This window comes from Microvirga sp. GCM10011540 (assembly GCF_042650665.1).
GTDB classification, from domain to species: Bacteria; Pseudomonadota; Alphaproteobacteria; order Rhizobiales; family Beijerinckiaceae; genus Microvirga; species Microvirga lenta.
Genome location: NZ_JBHSBQ010000005.1, coordinates 577,143 through 593,569, shown reverse-complemented (window position 1 = coordinate 593,569; position 16,427 = coordinate 577,143). Strand labels below are relative to the sequence as shown.

Genomic DNA, 16,427 nt, shown 5'->3' with positions numbered 1-16,427 from the left:
TCTAGATCCTGCGAGCATAGGGCTGATGCCTCTCTTGCTGTGCTCGTCGATCCTCTTCCATGGTTGAAGTGCGGCACGCACCACACCGAGACCAATAATCTGCCTCCGATGGCTAACGTCAATTATAAAGACTGCGGAGTTTTGGAGTGCGGCCAGCGCTCGTGAAGATGTTAGGTGCGTCTCTTGCGCATATGGCTGCCGATCGTCTTTGGGTCCTTCTGTGACGCATTGAGCAGAGTTGGAGCGTTTTTCCGCTCCGCTACGGCCCTATATCTGGCCTCTCGGCATCATGGCATTGCATCCTATGCCTTACTTACCGGCTGCTTGCGCACCCGTTTATATTCGGCGATGCAGAGTGTCAGATGATACAGGAGCCTTGTAGGCACACCTTCAGAGAGGGGCTCACCTCCGCTGGAGATGTGATTGATCCAAAGTGGCCCAGCCCCTGGAAAGTAGGTAGCCATCATCGTGGCGAGAAAGTAATCCGCTTCGGATGGATCGGCATCGAGGAACTCAGTCCGAGCCAGAGCAGCCTTCACAGCTTCGGTCTGCGGCCACAGCAGGCGTCCTGACCTGAGCACCTCCCCTTGGGGATCCATTGCTTCGACAACCGATCCTTCATGATCAACCCCGCATCTGCGCGCCGTCTTGTAGAGGCGCTCGGCCGCATCGATAAGACCGTCGCGGCCGGTCAGTCGATCATAGTGATGCAGGAGCCAAACCCATTCGAAATGATGTCCTGGCTCGCGTATCTGGCCTGCCAAGCCCGGAGCAGGGGAAAAATCGTCGTTGAAGAACTCCCGCAGTGTCCCGGTTGAGGCGTCGAAGAAGCGGCCTTCGAACAATCGTATGATTTCCCGCGCCGGCACGAGCCATACCTCGTCACCGGTCGTCTCGAACCAAGCGATCATTGCCTCGAGAAGATGCATGTGAGGGTTCTGCCGACGCGGGCCATTTTGCTTGGTAGCCTCCTTCCATCCACCGTGAGCCGCATTCTTCAAGCTGCGGTCCAGAGCGGAAAGTGCCGCCCGCGCCAAGGGGAGCGCATCGGCATCGCCGCTCGCTCGGCAGCGGCGAGAGCCCAGTCCTCGCGCGAGAGCCAATAGGCATGGCTGAAAGTATATAGCATCCGCGCTTGAACAAGGCAGAAACGCCTATCCTCCGAAACAGGATGGCCTTCATGAGTAAGCTCGGTGAAATATCCCCCGTGCTTTGGATCATAGGCCCGCTCGGCCCAAAAGGGCAGGACCCGGTCAAGAAGGAAGGTGCGGGGATCCATCATGGCCTCAAGAACAATTGGGAAGACTCATTCAGAAGAGCGCCTGGAGATCGCCATCGATGGAGATGGCTTGACCGGAAATCGTCCGTCCACGTGGAGAGCAAAGGAAGACAATCTGATCGGCAAGTTGCTGTGCCGTCACGTACTCTTTCAAAGAGGCGTTCGCGAGAGCCCTACGCTCCATCTCAGCGTATGGAACCCCGATTTGCTGAGCTTTCGCCTCCAATACTCTACGCTGCCGGTCACCCGCGACAATTCCCGGCAGTACTGCGTTCACGCGGATACCGTCCTCGCCCAGTTCCCGAGAAAGCGACTTCGTAAACCCGATAACTGCCCACTTCGCTGCGGCATACGGGGAGCGCAGGGGAAAACCGAACCGGCCCGCCGCGGACGAGATGTTCACGATCGACGCATTCTGGCTCTTTCTGAGGTGAGGCACAGCCAAGCGAGTGCAGTTGAACTGTCCGGTGATGCATACATCGAGGCAGCGATCCCAATCGTCAGGATTGATCTCTTCTACCCGGCCCGTGGGCCCCGCTATGCCAGCGTTATTGATGAGGATATCCAACCCGCCGAGGGCTCCCAGTGCATCCTCGAATACTTTCGCGATCCCTGTCCTGTCGGTGACGTCCCCATAGGAGGAGGTCAGATCGGGGTCGCTCGAGGTGATCCCATCGAGAGCGGCACGGTCGACGTCGCAGACGTGTACGCGAGCCCCTTCGCGCAAGAAGGCCCGAGCGATTTCAAGTCCGATTCCTGCCGCCCCGGCCGTCACCAGCACCCGCGATCCGGCGATCCCAAGGTCCATTGTCTTCTCCCTTTCCAGGACGGTCCCGGCCAAGTCGAGAGGCCGTCGCATTGATGTACCAATGAAGGAAAGCGTGTCGAACGATCGGCATCACTCTAATCCAGCAGACGTCCGGTGCTTTCGATGAAAGAGGCGGCACCCGTAATATCGTTGACGAGCGCATTGCGTGCGGCCGCCTCATTGCCGGCTTCGACGGCCGCCACGAGCTTACGGTGGTGTTCAGGCGCACCTCCGGTTCGGAGCCGCTCGGGGGAGATCTTGAGATCGAAGTTGAGCACCGGCCCGATCTTCAACCAGAGACCTTCTATGATTCCAACCAATGTCGGCAGGCTCGTTGCCCGATAGACCGCGAAATGAAGCTCCTTGTTTGCTCGAACCGCTTGGTCCGCTTGAGGGTTCGGACTGCGCGCCTCCGATAGAAAAGCCTCTTCGAAGCGCTTGATCTCGACCATATCCTGGCTCGTGCGACGGCGCGCGGCTTCCTCGGCGGCGAAGCCCTCGACTGCGAGCCTCACGGCCGTCAGTTCGCGGAAGCGCGAAAGGGTCATCAGCGGCACGCGCACGGCGCGGTTGGGCAGCACCTCCAGAGATTGGTCGGCGACAAGCCGTGCAACGGCCTCCCGCACCGGCATCATCGAAACACCAAGCGTTTCGGCAACGCTACGGAGGGACATCTTCTGACCGGGAGCAAGCTCGCCGCTCATGAGGAGTTCTCGCAGTTCGGCGTGAACGCGCTCACCCAGAGTGATGCGCTCCAACCGGCCGATCTGAGCGATAGCCAGGGGAGTTTCGGAAGTTCGGGGGCTCGACAAGTTACTCATTTTAAGACACCCTAACTGTGATCACAGATCGCGGCAAGAACCGCGACACGAAATAGGAGGAAGGAAACGGCCATGGCACATCCACATGACTTGACTCGCCGTACGCTCCTTAAAGGAGCGGCCGGCACCACTGCGCTCGTTGGTCTCGGAATGCCTGCGATCGTCAAGGCGCAATCCGATGTGATCCGCATCGGACACCTCACGCCAATCACGGGATTTCTAGGCCCGCTCGGGGAATTTGCTCAGATGGGCGTGAAGCTCGCGGCTGACGAGATCAATGCCGCCGGGGGCGTGATGGGCCGCAAGATCGAGCTTGTGATCGAAGATTCCGTGAACCCCCAGACCGCGTCCGCCAAGGCCGAGCGCCTGATCGAGCGGGACAAGGTCGCGATGATCATCGGCGAAATCTCATCGGCTTCCGCCCTCGCCATCGGCCAAGTCGCTAACCGAACCAAGACGGTGTTCATCAACACCGGCGCCAATTCAGATGCCCTGCGCGGAGAGAGCTGCAACCCGTTCATGTTCCATATCGAAGCCGCGAACTCGATGATGGTCACGGCAGTCGGCACCTACCTGAAAAACGAGAACATGATCAAGGGAAAGAAGTGGTACTCCCTGACGGCCGACTACGCCTTCGGACACGATCTCTTCAAGGTGGCCAAGAAGTTCGTATCGGAGAACGGCGGAGAGTTCATTGGGGAGGAACTCGTCCCCACGGATGCGACCGACTTCAGCCCCTATTTGCTCAAGATCCGGCAGGCTCAACCCGATATCGTCGCTTCCAATCTCGCCGGGAACCAGATCACGAACTTCATCAAGCAATATGCCGAGTACGGCCTCCAGTTCCCGATTACCGGCTTTGGGTTCGACACGGCCGTGGCCTGGGGTGCCGGCAAGGGCAACTTCTCAGGCATCTGGCCGCTGATCTGGCATCACATGGTGGACACTCCCTCATCAAAGAGGTTCGTTGAATCCTTCAGCAAGGCATATGGGAAGCCGCCGGAGAACCAATCCTGGGGCGACTACAACTCCCTCAGGATTGTTGCTCAGTCCTTCGAGGAATTGAAGTCCACGGACCCGCAGAAGCTCGCTGAGCACCTGCGCAAGGGTGCGAAGTTCGACATCCTGAAGAGTCGGGAAGGCTACTTCCGCCCCTATGACAACCAGATGGTGCAGGAGATGTATGCCGTCCGTGCCAAGGACCCGGACAAGATGAGCAACCAGTGGGACATCTATGAGCCACTTGGCTCGGTGCCCGGCCCGAGCGAGGACCTCGAAGTTCTAGCTCCGCCGAAGGACGGCACCTGCAAGATGCCGGCATAAAACGGCAGCGCACCCACCGGGCCGGACGGCCAATGCCGTCCGGCCCGGTGGGAACATGACATTCCGCTTTCCCTGAGTTCCCGCTCCTCATCGCAGGAGCCTTCCGGATGGAAAAGGAGTATCGCTTGGCGTTCGTCTTCCTCCTCGAGCAGGTACTGAACGGCCTGTTGGTCGGCGCGTACTATCTCCTGATAGCGCTGGGTCTCTCCCTGATCTTCTCCCTCGGTGGAATCGTGAATCTCGCCCATGGCGCATTCTACGCCATCGGCGCATACCTCGCCGTGACGCTGGCCCCCCGGATCGGCTTTGCCGGTGCCTTTGTTGCGTCCCCTCTGCTCGTTGCACTCTTGGGAGTCGTGATCGAACGCCTGCTCTTCCGGCGTTTCTACCGCTCGGATCCCATTCTCAGCCTGCTGCTGACATTCGGCCTAGCCATGATCATCGAGCAAAGCCTGCGAATGATCTTTGGAGCAGCCCCCCTGCCCTTCTCGATACCGACGGAGCTCAGAGGGCAGATCCTCCTCGGCAACTTCATCTACCCACGCTACCGCCTCATCATCTTCGGAGTGGCACTGGCGGCGGTCATCGCCACATGGTTCCTCGTCTATCGCACGGCTTTCGGTCGTGTCGTTCGTGCAGGCGTGCAGAATCCCGACATGGTGGGAGCGCTCGGCATATCGCTTCAGCCGTACATGACGGCCATCGCCGCGATCGGCGTCGGCTTGGCGGCCCTCGCCGGTGTCCTGCTGGCCCCGATCTCAGGTGTTCATCCGGCCATGGGAGCGGAGATTCTCACCGCCGCCTTCGTGGTCGTCGTGATCGGCGGGCTAGGCTCCTTCTGGGGCGTGATCGCCGCCGCCGCTCTTGTGGGCGTGGTGCGCGGTGTCACCATCTACTTCTTCCCGCCTGCCGGCGAAGCTTCGATGTATATGCTGATGGCCCTCGTGCTGCTCCTGCGGCCTCGCGGTCTGCTCGGCGAACGTATCCAGAGATTCGAGTAGGTCGATGCGCAAGGATTACTGGCTTCTCCTGATTGCAGCAGCCGCGCTTGTCCTGCTGCCCTGGATCCTCGATCCCATTGGCCTTCCACTTCGCTCGTCGATCGATGTGGTGGTGTTTGCGATCGCTTGTTTGGGACTGAATGTCCTGGTGGGCCACACCGGCCTCGTATCCTTTGGGCATGGCGTGTGGTTCGGGCTCGGAGCCTATGCCGCTGCGCTGAGCCAGATCCATTGGTTTCCCGGAGGCGTCGTCTTTCCGGCCCTTTTCGCCATTGTCTTCATCGGAGTCGTATCGCTTCTTCTCGGAGCCCTCATTCTTCGTCGACGTGGTGTCTACTTCTCGTTGCTGACCTTGGCGCTGGCAGCCATGCTGTTTGCAATCGCCTACCGCTGGACGGCATTGACAGGAGGAGAGAGCGGCCTCGGAGGCGTCGTGCGAACCGGCACGCTTGGCCTCGATCTCGCCTCCGACTGGACCTACTACTGGTTCGTCGCGGCGGTTGCTTTGGCAGTCTGCTTCTCCCTGCTGCGCTTTCACGGCTCACCGGTCGGCAGCGTCCTGGTGGCGATCCGCGAGAACGAGCAGCGCGCGCGCTTTCTTGGATACCCGACAAACCGTTACAAGCTGCTTGGTTTCGTTGTTTCCGCCGTGGTGGTCGGCATCGCGGGCGTCCTGTCGGTCTTCAACCACCGTTTTGCCTCGGCGGAACCTCTCTCGGTCGCATTCTCGGGTGAGTTGATCGCCATGGTGGTGATCGGGGGAATGCGCAGCTTTCTGGGGCCTGCCCTGGGCGCCCTCTTCTACATCCTCTTTCGTGAGTTCCTGTCGATCTGGACCCCGCACTGGCTGTTCTATTTCGGCATTCTCTTCGTTGGCTTCATTGTCCTGTCTCCGACGGGGCTGGTCGGAATTGCGCAGCGGATCATTGCGCCCTTCCGCCCCAAGGTAACGGAAGAAGCTGCTATGGCTGGACGCACTCTCACGGACGAGCCCCTGCCCTCCTTCCTCAAGCCACCGGACCACGTCGACGGAGTGGTGCTGGAAGCCCGGGGGATCACCAAGAGCTTTGGGGCGCTCAAAGCCGTCGAGCACGTGAACATTGCCGTCCGGGACCGCAGTCTTCATGCCCTGATCGGTCCGAACGGCGCCGGAAAGACAACTGCATTCAACCTGCTTTCCGGCTTCTACAATCCGGACGAGGGCGACGTGGTTCTCCGGGGACGGTCCATCGCCGGCCTCTCCCCTGAGGCCATCACCCAGGCCGGCATAGGACGTTCGTTCCAGATCACGAATCTTTTCCCTGCACTGTCCGTCGAGGAGAATATCCGCCTTGCTGTGCAGGCGCGCCACCCGCAGCGCTTCAACCCTTGGACAGCGGCGAGATCGATCAGGCAGATCGAGAGCGAGACCCTGGCAGTGATCCGCTATCTCGGCGTTGCCGGGATCGAGAGGGCAGAAGCCGGGGCGCTCTCCTATGGCGGTCAGCGCCTCCTGGACATGGGGCTAGCGCTCGCGACCAGGCCGAGAGTGCTTCTGCTCGACGAGCCTCTCGCGGGTCTTGCTGCCGCCGAGCGCCAGCGCATCGGCGACATCATCAAGCGCATCTCTCTTGATGTACCAACCCTGCTTGTGGAGCACGATATAGACCGGGTGTTCCAGATCGCCGACGCCGTCACCGTGATGAATGCGGGCGAGGTGCTCGTCGATGGAAATGTCGAGGATGCCCGGTCGAACCCGCAAGTTCAAGAAATCTACATCGGGTCTGGCACGACGGCTGTTGCGGCCAAATCCCGGGCAAGTGCAGCCGAGACTTCAACCGTGCTCACCGTCACGGAGGTCAACACCTTCTACGGGAAGAGCCACGTGCTGACGGACGTATCCTTCGACGTGCGCCAGCACGAGATCATCGCTCTGCTTGGTCGTAACGGCGCAGGCAAATCGACTTTGCTCAAGACACTGATCGGAATCTCACCACCTTCCTCGGGCTCGATCAGGCTCGACGAGAAAGAGATCGCTGGCCAGCCATCGGCCGCCATTGCCCGTCTCGGCATCGGTTACGTACCGCAAGGGCGCGGGCTCTTCGCCGGAATGACTGTGGCGCAGAATCTTGAGCTCGGGCGGCTAAAGCGCGAGACCGGCCACGGCGTTCGCTGGGACTTGGACAGGATCTTCGAATACTTTCCCCGCATTCGGGAACGGCTCGACACGCCGGCGGACTTCCTCTCCGGCGGCGAGCAGCAGATGGTGGCCGTCGCACGCGCACTCTCGGGCGATGTGAAGGTACTCCTTCTCGATGAACCCTTCGAGGGTCTCGCCCCGGCGATCGTTGAGCAGCTCTTCGAGAGTTTCGACAAGCTCAGGCATGAGGTTTCGATCATCATTGTCGACCATCATCTCGATCTTGCGTTGGCCCTCTCTGACAGAACGGTCGCGCTCGAACGGGGGCGGGTTATCCATACCGGCCCATCGAAGGATCTGCGGGACGATCTTGCGCTTCGCCGCAAGGTCCTGTGGCTGTGACCGTTTACGGAGACGATTGAATGCCAAGTGTCGCTATCATTGGTGCAGGACTGATCGGCCGCTCTTGGGCGATGGTGTTCGCCCGCTCTGGCTGGGATGTGCGCATCACCGATCCGAGTGCGGAGACACTTGAGAATACTCCCCGTCTGGTTCGCGCAGGGCTTGAAGAGCTTGCGAGCCACGGCCTCGCAACGGATCCTGCCTTTGCAGCCGGGCGTGTGATTGCTGTGCCTTCAATCGCAGAGGCCGTCCACGGTGTCGACCTCGTCCAGGAGAATGGTCCTGAGTCCGTTGACATCAAGCGCGCCATATTTGCCGAACTCGATCGCCTCGCGCCGGCGGACGCGATCCTTGCATCCTCGACCTCAGCGATCGTTGCATCACAGTTCACAGAGGCGCTTTCAGGTCGCTCCCGCTGCCTTGTGGCGCATCCCGTCAATCCTCCTCACCTCGTGCCGCTCGTCGAGCTCTGCGGAGCCCCCTGGACGGCTCCTGAAACAGTTTCCCGTGCACGCGAAATCTATCAAAGCGTCGAGCAGGTTCCGATCATCGTCAACCGTGAGGTCGAAGGCTTTGTCCTCAATCGGCTCCAGGGCGCCCTGCTGGCAGAGGCGTTCAGGCTCGTTGGCGACGGTGTGGTGAGCCCACAGGATCTCGACAAGACGCTCAAGGACGGTTTGGGCTTGCGCTGGTCTTTTCTCGGCCCTTTCGAGACGATCGAACTCAACGCACCGGGCGGCATTGCAGATTACTGCAGGCGCTACACCGGCTTCTATCGCCGCCTCACCGAAGACCCGGCCAAGCCGCTTGTCTGGGACGAGGAGAACGTAAAGCGCATCCTGGAAGCCTGGGGTGATGCGCCGGCACTTGAGGCGCTCACTCGCCGCTCCGCATGGCGAGACAGGCGCTTGGCTGCGCTGAAAGCTCACAAGAACTCCCAAGCAGAAATGTGATCTCCTCGAGGAAGATGCCCATGGCCCGCAAAGTCATCATCACCTGCGCCGTCACCGGTGCCATTCATACGCCCTCCATGTCCCCTCATCTTCCGGTTACACCGGAGGAGATCGCGGAGGCTGCTATCGGCGCGGCCGAGGCAGGTGCCGCGATTGTCCATCTGCATGCGCGTGATCCGAAGACAGGCAGACCCGACCAGTCCCCGGAGGCTTTCGCCCCCTTTCTGCAGGTTGTGAAGCAGCGCTCCGATTGCGTCATCAACATCACGACGGGCGGCGCACCAACCATGCTGGTAGAAGAGCGGGTTCGACCAGCGGCCCACTACAAGCCGGAGGTCGCCTCCCTCAACATGGGTTCGATGAACTTTGGGCTTTATCCGATGCTCAGCCGCTTCAAGGAGTTCCAGCACGACTGGGAACAGCCATATCTCGAAGGCTCGCGCGACAGGATCTTTCGCAACACCTTCGCCGATATCGAGTACATTCTGACCACCTGCGCCGAGAACGGCACCCGCTTCGAGATCGAGTGCTATGACATCGGACACCTCTACACCCTCGCTCACTTCGTAGACCGCGGACTCATCAAGCCGCCTCTTTTCGTCCAAAGCGTCTTTGGCCTTCTTGGTGGCATCGGCCCCCACCCAGAAGACGTGGTGCATATGAAGCGAACCGCTGATCGACTGTTCGGAAGCAACTATCAGTGGTCGGTACTCGGTGCCGGCAAGAACCAACTCGCTATTGCTGCTCAAGCCGCGGCCATGGGAGGCAACGTGCGTGTCGGGCTCGAGGATTCGCTCTGGATCGGGCCGGGCAAGCTTGCCGAATCCAATGCACAGCAGGTTATGTTGGCGCGCCAGATCATCGAAGGGCTCGGGCTCGAGATCGCCACTCCGGACGACGCACGCAAAATGCTGTCGTTGAAGGGAGGCGACCGCGTCAATTTCTAGCAGATCCTGTTAGTCAGCCGGGGGCCTCTGTTCCGTTTTTGACGATATCCAAGCTGATGGGTGAGCGGGCACCTCTTCCCGATCACACTCTCTGGCACCAGTCCAGCATCGTGGTGAATGGGAGATCGTGAGCACCAGGAGGATTCTTGGCTGCCGTACCAAAATGATCTGGGAGCACCTCGCCCGAGGCGGAGGGCAAGCGCGCGAGCTTGACCGTGGAACAGCGGATCGATGCTGGGTGGCGATTTCTCATCTTTAGCAGAGCGCCACCACAAAAAGGCCGTCGAAATCCTTAATGGCCTCTACTCAAACCGGAGCCGAAAGGGAGATAGAGGGTTTGGATACGGGCATCATCACCACGGTCATCGTCCTGATTATCGGTTTTGCGATCGTCTCTAGGGTCATTGGCTTGGCCCTTCGCTTTGCCGTTCCCATAATCCTGATCCTCGTTCTTGGGAGCGCCGGCATCTTTTCGGATCTGATGGGTGGAAGCCGCCGCTACCATGGGGATCAAACGTCACCTTATGAGCAACCAGGGCACCGCTCCAGCGGTAGTATCGGCGATCTCCGTCTGCGCGACGTTGCGGATATAGCTGTGGATGCTGCACGCTCAGTCCTGCAGGGGAGCCTCGACCTTCTCAACGGCCTCTCAAAACCTGAGCCGGAACAAGGCTGGGTGAAGGATTCTCCGGCACGCGCTCACGACTATTCTCATGATGGGCAGCCCTACTTTCAGGATGACCCTCGTCAAGGAGAAGCGCGACGGAACTGGTAATCGCGGGCGGCCTCGCAGCCACGCTCCTGTCTGCCCTTCAGGACATTCCGAACAGTCGTTTTCATGACCGAGCGAAGCGTTGCGCTGGCAGGGACCACTCTCGGGCACAAGGCCCTTTAGCTTCTTTGCAAGGGTGCGCATCTACGCCAGGGCTGTGATGAGGCGGCCTCAAGGAACCGCAAGACCCGTAGGTGTTCCCTGACCTGCGGGAGAGAACCGCCCAACCAGGTGGTGCCGGCTGCCTGGATAAGTGATCCGCGCCTCGGTAATGAAAGTGCCGGCCTGCCAGGTTCTCCGCTCAAGCACCAGACAGGCGTCCCCACTCTGGAGATGGAGATGCCGGGCAAGTGTGCGGTCGGCATTCACGGCCCGGACGATATGCTCGGCATCCGTCCAGGGCACCCGCCGCAGCAGCCATGTGCCCGGTGGATCCCCCGCGAAAGATTCCTCACTCGCTTCGGGAACGGCGGCGAGATTGATGAGACGCTCCTCATAGGCGCCCGGCAAGCCGTCGATCAGGTGGATGGTGACGACGCTGAGGACCTGAGAGCCCGCCGGCAAGCCTATTCGTTGCGCAGCCGTGCTGTCGAGGCGTTCGACTGCGCGGTGCAGGATCCTGAAACGATAAATGCTGCCTGTCCGCGCAGCGTCAAACGCGAAGTCCTGGATCTCCAGCACAGCCCGCTCCTTGCTCGGTTCCGCGACGACGGACCCTGCCCTACGGCGCCGCGTGATCAGTCCGTTGGAGGCCAGAGTGGACAGCACCTTGTTCACGGTCATACGCGAGCAGCCGTACTCGGCCATCAGTTCATGCTCGAAGGGCACTCGGTGTCCCGGGGGCCACTCACCCGACATGATGCGTGCCTCGATGTCGTCACGGATCCGCTGGTAGAGATGCTGCTTGGCGCCAGCAGGAACTTTCAGGGGCGCTTCTGTCATGCCAGGACCTGCCTCATCGCAGAGGTATAGCGCGCGACGATGCTCTCACGGGCATGGTGCCGCCCGTTCACGACGACCTCTTTACCGCCGACAATCACCCTGTCGATGGCAGTCTTGCCGGCGACGAAGATGTACGCATCGAGCCAGCGGTCGCCAGACAGGGCCGCGAGATCCGGATGTGCGGCATCGAGCACGACGACATCCGCCCGGCAACCCTCCTCGATGGCTCCGATCCGCCGGTTGAGGGCAGCGGCTCCGCCTTCCAGAGCCCCACGGTAAAGAACGCCCCCGGTGGACTGGCCTTCATGCTGTGCAAGAATGTTGCGGGCCCTATACTTCAGTCGCTGGCTGTATTCGAACTGCTTGAGCTCTCCGGATGCGCTGATCTCGATATTCGAATCGGAGCCGACGCCGAAGCGGCCACCGGCCTGGAGAAAACCGACACCTTCGAAGATGCCATCGCCGAGATTGGCCTCCGTCAGAGGACACAGCCCCGCGACGGCCCTCGTTGCCGCAAGATTGCGTGTCTCGCTCTCGTCGAGGTGAGTCGCATGGATCAGGCACCAGCGGGCATCGACGGCGGCATGGTCGAGCAACCATGCAACAGGACGCTGCCCAGACCAGGCGAGGCAGTCCTCCACCTCCTTTACCTGCTCGGCGATGTGGATATGGATCGGCCCCTCAGTCGTGGTTGACAGAATCTCGCGCAGGCTATGCGGCGTCACTGCGCGGAGGCTGTGCGGCGCAATGCCGACTCGCGCGTCGTCGAGACCTGCGACTGCTCTACGGGCACCACGGACGAGGCGCTCGTACATGGCCACATCGCTGATGAACCGCCGCTGCCCCCCGCCCGGCGGAACTCCCCCGAAACCGCCCTGTGCATAGAACACCGGCAGAAGAGTGAGACTCATGCCCGTCACGGCGGCGGCCGCTGCAATGCGCTCAGCAAGTTCGGCCGGGTTGTCATAGGCCCGGCCGTCTGTGCCATGGTGGAGGTAATGGAACTCCGCCAGGGCTGTGAAGCCGGCTTCGAGCATCTCCATCATCGCATGGGCCGCGATCGCTTCGACATTCTCCGGCGTGAGATTGCCGAGGAAGCGATACATCACCTGCCGCCACGTCCAAAAGCTGTCGCCCTCGGGGCCTCGCGTTTCCGCAAGACCCGCCATGCCGCGCTGGAACGTATGACTGTGCAGGTTGGGAAGTCCCGGCAGCGCAATACCGGTAATGCGCTCCCGTCCCTCGGACGACGAGTCCGGGCGAACGGCCGCGAATGTGCCGTTCTCGACATCGACGGCCACGTCCCGGGCCCAACCGCCCGGAAGGAGGGCATGATCGAGAAGAAGCCTCTGCACTGCTGACACCCACCCTTGAAGCTTGTTCGGACTCGGCTGGACAATAATGGTTCTCCGCGATTATGTATAGACAATTGGATGCGTCCGCGGAGGAGGAACATGCGCTTCGACCGGATCTGGTTTAACGCTCGGCTTGCGACGCTCGCCGGAGACGCGGACGGCCTCGGCATCATCGAGGGCGGAGCGGTAGGCGCAACGGGCGGGCACATCGCTTTCGTCGGCCCAGCAGAGAATCTTCCCACCGATTGGGATGCCGCCGAGCGCATCGACTGCGAAGGGCGATGGGTTACACCGGGCCTGGTGGATTGCCACACCCACCTTGTCTTTGGGGGCGATCGGGCGCACGAATTCGAACTGCGCCTCAAGGGCGCGAGCTATGAGGAGATCGCCCGCGCAGGTGGTGGGATCGTCTCCACCGTGAAGGCGACCCGAGCCGCGACCGAGGACGACCTCGTCGCCAGCGCCCTTCCCCGGCTCGACCACCTCCTGGCCGAGGGCTGCACCACGGTCGAAATCAAGTCAGGCTACGGCCTCGACCTCGAAACAGAGGCGCGGATGCTGCGTGCCGCGAAGCGTCTCTCTGACGAACGTGCCGTCATGGTCACAACCACCTTCCTCGGTGCCCATGCTCTGCCGCCGGAGGCGAATGGCGACAAGGATGCTTATATCGGCAAGGTGTGCGAGGAGATGCTTCCCGCCATCGCCCGGGAAGGCCTCGCCGATGCCGTCGATGCCTTCTGCGAGGGAATCGCCTTCTCGCCCGAACAGACTGCGCGCGTGTTCGCCGTCGCCCGGGAACTGGGCTTAAGCACCAAGCTTCACGCGGATCAGCTCTCGAATCTCGGCGGCGCGAAGCTCGCTGCCGGGTTCGGAGCACTTTCCGCCGACCATCTGGAATACACGGACGACGACGGAGCCGCCGCCATGGCGCAGGCTGGCACGGTCGCGGTGCTGCTGCCGGGAGCGTTCTATATGCTGCGTGAAACGCAGGCTCCGCCCGTCGAGACTTTTCGGCGGCACGGAACACGGATGGCGCTCGCCACCGACTGCAATCCCGGCACATCGCCGCTGACGTCGCTCCTGCTCACGATGAATATGGGCGCAACGCTGTTTCGCCTGACGGTCGAGGAGTGCCTTGCCGGGGTGACCCGTGAGGCTGCCCGCGCGCTTGGACGCCTGGACGAGATCGGCACGCTCGAACCTGGCAAGGCCTGCGACCTCGCCATCTGGAACATCGACCGCCCGGCCGAGCTCGTCTACCGGATCGGATTCAACCCGCTGCACACCCGCATATGGAGAGGACAGTGACCGGAACAGTAACGCTCGTCCCCGGCTCCGTGCGCCTGACTCAGTGGCGCCAAGTTTATTTCGGCGCCGCCGTCTCCCTGGACGAGGCTTGCCGTCCGCAGGTGGAGGCAGGCGCCAAGACAATCGATGCCATCGTCGCGAAGGGCGACCCGGTCTATGGCATCAACACCGGATTCGGAAGGCTTGCGAGCGTCCGTATCGGACAGGCGGATCTCGCGACGCTTCAGCGCAACATCGTGCTATCGCACGCCGCAGGTATGGGCGAGCCCCTGCCCATTGCGGTTGTCAGGCTGGTAATGGCCCTCAAGCTCGCGAGCTTGGCGCAGGGTGCCTCGGGCGTGCGATGGTCCACCATCGAGCATCTCGCCGCCTGCCTTGAGTCGAACCTTGTTCCGGTCATTCCGGCCCAGGGGTCCGTCGGTGCGTCGGGCGACCTCGCCCCGCTCGCGCATATGACGGCCGCCTTGATGGGCGTAGGCGAAATCTTCCTCCATGGCACGCGCCTGCCGGCAACAAAGGCCTTGGCCGAGGCGGGCATGGCCCCTCTCGTCCTTGGGCCCAAGGAGGGACTTGCCCTGCTCAACGGCACGCAGGTTTCGACTGCACTTGCGCTGGCAGGCTTGTTCGAGGCGGAGCAGGTGTTCCGGGCCGCCATCGTCACCGGTGCCCTGGCGACCGATGCGGCGAAGGGATCGGACGGTCCTTTCGACGCGCGTATCCAACAGCTGCGACGCCACCGGGGACAGGCGGAGGTCGCCGCCGCGTTGCGCATGCTGATGGAGGGCAGCGCTATCCGCGCGTCGCATCTGACCAATGACGATCGTGTCCAGGATCCCTACTGCCTGCGCTGCCAGCCACAGGTGATGGGCGCCGTGCTCGACCTACTGCGCCAAGCCGGCAGCACACTCAGCACCGAAGCCAACGGCGTATCCGATAACCCGCTTGTCTTCTCCGAAACGGGCGAGGTCATCTCCGGTGGCAACTTCCATGCGGAACCGGTAGCCTTCGCGGCCGACATGATCGCCATGGCGCTATGCGAGATCGGCTCCCTTGCGGAGCGGCGCATCGCCATGCTGGTTGATCCTACCCTTTCAGGCCTGCCTGCCTTCCTGACTCCGAAGCCAGGCCTCAATTCCGGCTTCATGATCCCGCAGGTCACTGCCGCCGCTCTGGTATCGGAGAACAAACAGCGCGCTTACCCGGCGAGCGTCGATTCGATCCCCACATCGGCCAATCAGGAGGATCATGTCTCCATGGCTACTCATGGAGCGCGACGCCTCCTGCCCATGGCGACCAACGCGGCCAACGTGATCGGAATCGAATTGCTCGCTGCCGTTCAAGGGTGCGATTTCCACGCCCCTATGCGTTCGAGTGAAAGCCTGGAGCGCGCGCGCGCCCTCCTGCGGGCTGACGTCCCTCCCTTGAATGATGATCGGCACATGACTCCCGACATGGAGCGGGCCGCGGCTCTCGTGGTCTCGGGAGCGCTCGCATCCGCCGTCGGGAGCGACATGCTGCCTTTCGTTGCCGAAGATGTGGCGTAGAAGGAAAGGCGCTTATGATCGAAACGGACCGCCCCTCCTGGCTCTCGCTGACACGTGGAGACGCCCCGCTCCTCGTTAGCCTGCCGCATACCGGCACCGATACCCCGGCGGAATATGAGCAGGGGCTCGTCTCATCCTGGCTTGCCCGCAAAGATGCGGACTGGTGGATTGAGCGCCTATACGACTTCGCCGCCAGTCTGGGCGCGACCGTCATTCGTACCTCGGTCTCCCGAACCGTCATTGACGTCAACCGCGATCCGTCCGGGGTATCGCTCTATCCTGGGCAGGCGACAACCGAACTTTGCCCGACCACCACTTTCGACGGCGAGCCGCTCTACCACCCTGGCGCAGAGCCGGACCACGCAAGCATCGAGGAACGCCGCAATCGCTTCTTCGAACCCTACCATGCCACGCTCAGGGCCGAGGTCGATCGCCTGCGGTCTGCGCACCCTGCCGTCGTCGTCTACGACTGCCACTCCATACGGTCAGTCATCCCGCGCCTCTTCGAGGGCACGCTGCCGCACTTCAACATAGGCACGAATGGTGGAACGACCTGCGACGGAGCGCTGAGCGAGGAGGTCGAGCGGATCTGCACCACGAGCGAGTTCAGCCACGTGGTCAACGGTCGCTTCAAAGGCGGCTACATCACCCGCAACCTCGGTCAGCCGGAGAACGGCGTGCACGCCGTGCAGATGGAGCTTGCCTGCCGCGGCTACATGAGAGAGCCGCTCGGTCCTGTAGCAGAGGGTCAGTGGCCAGCCGCCTATGACGAGACTTATGCCGCGCCCATGCGGGACCAACTCGTTCGCATTCTGAAAGCCTGCCTGACTTTCGCGAAATCAAAAGCCTGATC

The 16,427-nt window shown here is 61.7% G+C and carries 13 protein-coding genes and 1 pseudogene; 9 read left to right on the top strand and 5 right to left on the bottom strand.

Annotated elements, in window-relative coordinates:
• Nucleotides 1–302: 302 nt before the first annotated feature.
• The 3 genes and pseudogenes from ACFOYU_RS03480 to ACFOYU_RS03470 all read right to left on the bottom strand — a co-directional run bounded on the left by ACFOYU_RS03480 (nucleotide 303) and on the right by ACFOYU_RS03470 (nucleotide 2,908).
• Nucleotides 303–1,279 (bottom strand): annotated as a pseudogene (locus tag ACFOYU_RS03480) (AGE family epimerase/isomerase).
• 31 nt (nucleotides 1,280–1,310) lie between these two features.
• Complete coding sequence (locus ACFOYU_RS03475; protein ID WP_226737185.1) at nucleotides 1,311–2,087, bottom strand: SDR family oxidoreductase; 777 nt, start codon at nucleotides 2,085–2,087, stop codon at nucleotides 1,311–1,313.
• Between the two features lie 95 nt (nucleotides 2,088–2,182).
• Nucleotides 2,183–2,908, bottom strand: a complete 726-nt coding sequence (locus ACFOYU_RS03470; RefSeq protein ID WP_377032415.1) for a GntR family transcriptional regulator — start codon at nucleotides 2,906–2,908, stop codon at nucleotides 2,183–2,185.
• A 72-nt stretch (nucleotides 2,909–2,980) separates the two neighbouring features.
• On the opposite strand from ACFOYU_RS03470, the gene ACFOYU_RS03465 reads away from it, so the two are divergent.
• From ACFOYU_RS03465 to ACFOYU_RS03440, 6 genes are all read left to right on the top strand, one after another.
• Complete coding sequence (locus tag ACFOYU_RS03465) at nucleotides 2,981–4,231, top strand: ABC transporter substrate-binding protein (protein WP_377032414.1); 1,251 nt, start codon at nucleotides 2,981–2,983, stop codon at nucleotides 4,229–4,231.
• Between the two features lie 125 nt (nucleotides 4,232–4,356).
• A complete protein-coding gene (locus ACFOYU_RS03460; RefSeq protein ID WP_377032413.1) occupies nucleotides 4,357–5,232 on the top strand; it encodes a branched-chain amino acid ABC transporter permease in 876 nt (291 codons plus the stop codon).
• 4 nt (nucleotides 5,233–5,236) lie between these two features.
• Nucleotides 5,237–7,753: an ATP-binding cassette domain-containing protein gene (locus ACFOYU_RS03455; RefSeq protein WP_377032412.1), complete on the top strand. Its 2,517-nt coding sequence runs from the start codon at nucleotides 5,237–5,239 to the stop codon at nucleotides 7,751–7,753.
• Between the two features lie 20 nt (nucleotides 7,754–7,773).
• The gene (locus tag ACFOYU_RS03450) at nucleotides 7,774–8,706 is read left to right on the top strand and encodes a 3-hydroxyacyl-CoA dehydrogenase (RefSeq protein WP_226737195.1); all 933 of its coding nucleotides are present in this window, start codon (nucleotides 7,774–7,776) and stop codon (nucleotides 8,704–8,706) included.
• Between the two features lie 14 nt (nucleotides 8,707–8,720).
• Complete coding sequence (locus ACFOYU_RS03445; RefSeq protein WP_377032411.1) at nucleotides 8,721–9,653, top strand: 3-keto-5-aminohexanoate cleavage protein; 933 nt, start codon at nucleotides 8,721–8,723, stop codon at nucleotides 9,651–9,653.
• Between the two features lie 337 nt (nucleotides 9,654–9,990).
• On the top strand, nucleotides 9,991–10,428 hold the full coding sequence (locus tag ACFOYU_RS03440; protein WP_377032410.1) for a hypothetical protein: 438 nt from the start codon (nucleotides 9,991–9,993) through the stop codon (nucleotides 10,426–10,428).
• Nucleotides 10,429–10,596: 168 nt separating this feature from the next.
• On the opposite strand, the gene hutC is transcribed toward ACFOYU_RS03440, so the two are convergent.
• Both hutC and ACFOYU_RS03430 read right to left on the bottom strand, forming a co-directional pair.
• On the bottom strand, nucleotides 10,597–11,367 hold the full coding sequence (gene hutC / locus ACFOYU_RS03435) for a histidine utilization repressor (protein WP_377032409.1): 771 nt from the start codon (nucleotides 11,365–11,367) through the stop codon (nucleotides 10,597–10,599).
• Nucleotides 11,364–12,722, bottom strand: coding sequence for a formimidoylglutamate deiminase (locus ACFOYU_RS03430; protein WP_377032408.1), 1,359 nt, complete (start codon nucleotides 12,720–12,722; stop codon nucleotides 11,364–11,366). The genes hutC and ACFOYU_RS03430 overlap by 4 nt, the downstream gene beginning before the upstream one ends.
• Before the next feature lie 99 nt (nucleotides 12,723–12,821).
• On the opposite strand from ACFOYU_RS03430, the gene hutI reads away from it, so the two are divergent.
• Genes hutI through hutG form a run of 3 tightly spaced genes read left to right on the top strand, consistent with a single transcriptional unit; the run spans nucleotide 12,822 to nucleotide 16,425 of the window.
• The gene (hutI, locus tag ACFOYU_RS03425) at nucleotides 12,822–14,030 is read left to right on the top strand and encodes an imidazolonepropionase (protein ID WP_377032407.1); all 1,209 of its coding nucleotides are present in this window, start codon (nucleotides 12,822–12,824) and stop codon (nucleotides 14,028–14,030) included.
• On the top strand, nucleotides 14,027–15,574 hold the full coding sequence (gene hutH, locus ACFOYU_RS03420; RefSeq protein WP_377032406.1) for a histidine ammonia-lyase: 1,548 nt from the start codon (nucleotides 14,027–14,029) through the stop codon (nucleotides 15,572–15,574). The genes hutI and hutH overlap by 4 nt, the downstream gene beginning before the upstream one ends.
• Before the next feature lie 14 nt (nucleotides 15,575–15,588).
• Nucleotides 15,589–16,425 (top strand): N-formylglutamate deformylase, encoded by an 837-nt coding sequence (gene hutG / locus ACFOYU_RS03415; RefSeq protein ID WP_377032405.1) that lies wholly within the window; start codon nucleotides 15,589–15,591, stop codon nucleotides 16,423–16,425.
• Nucleotides 16,426–16,427: the final 2 nt, after the last annotated feature.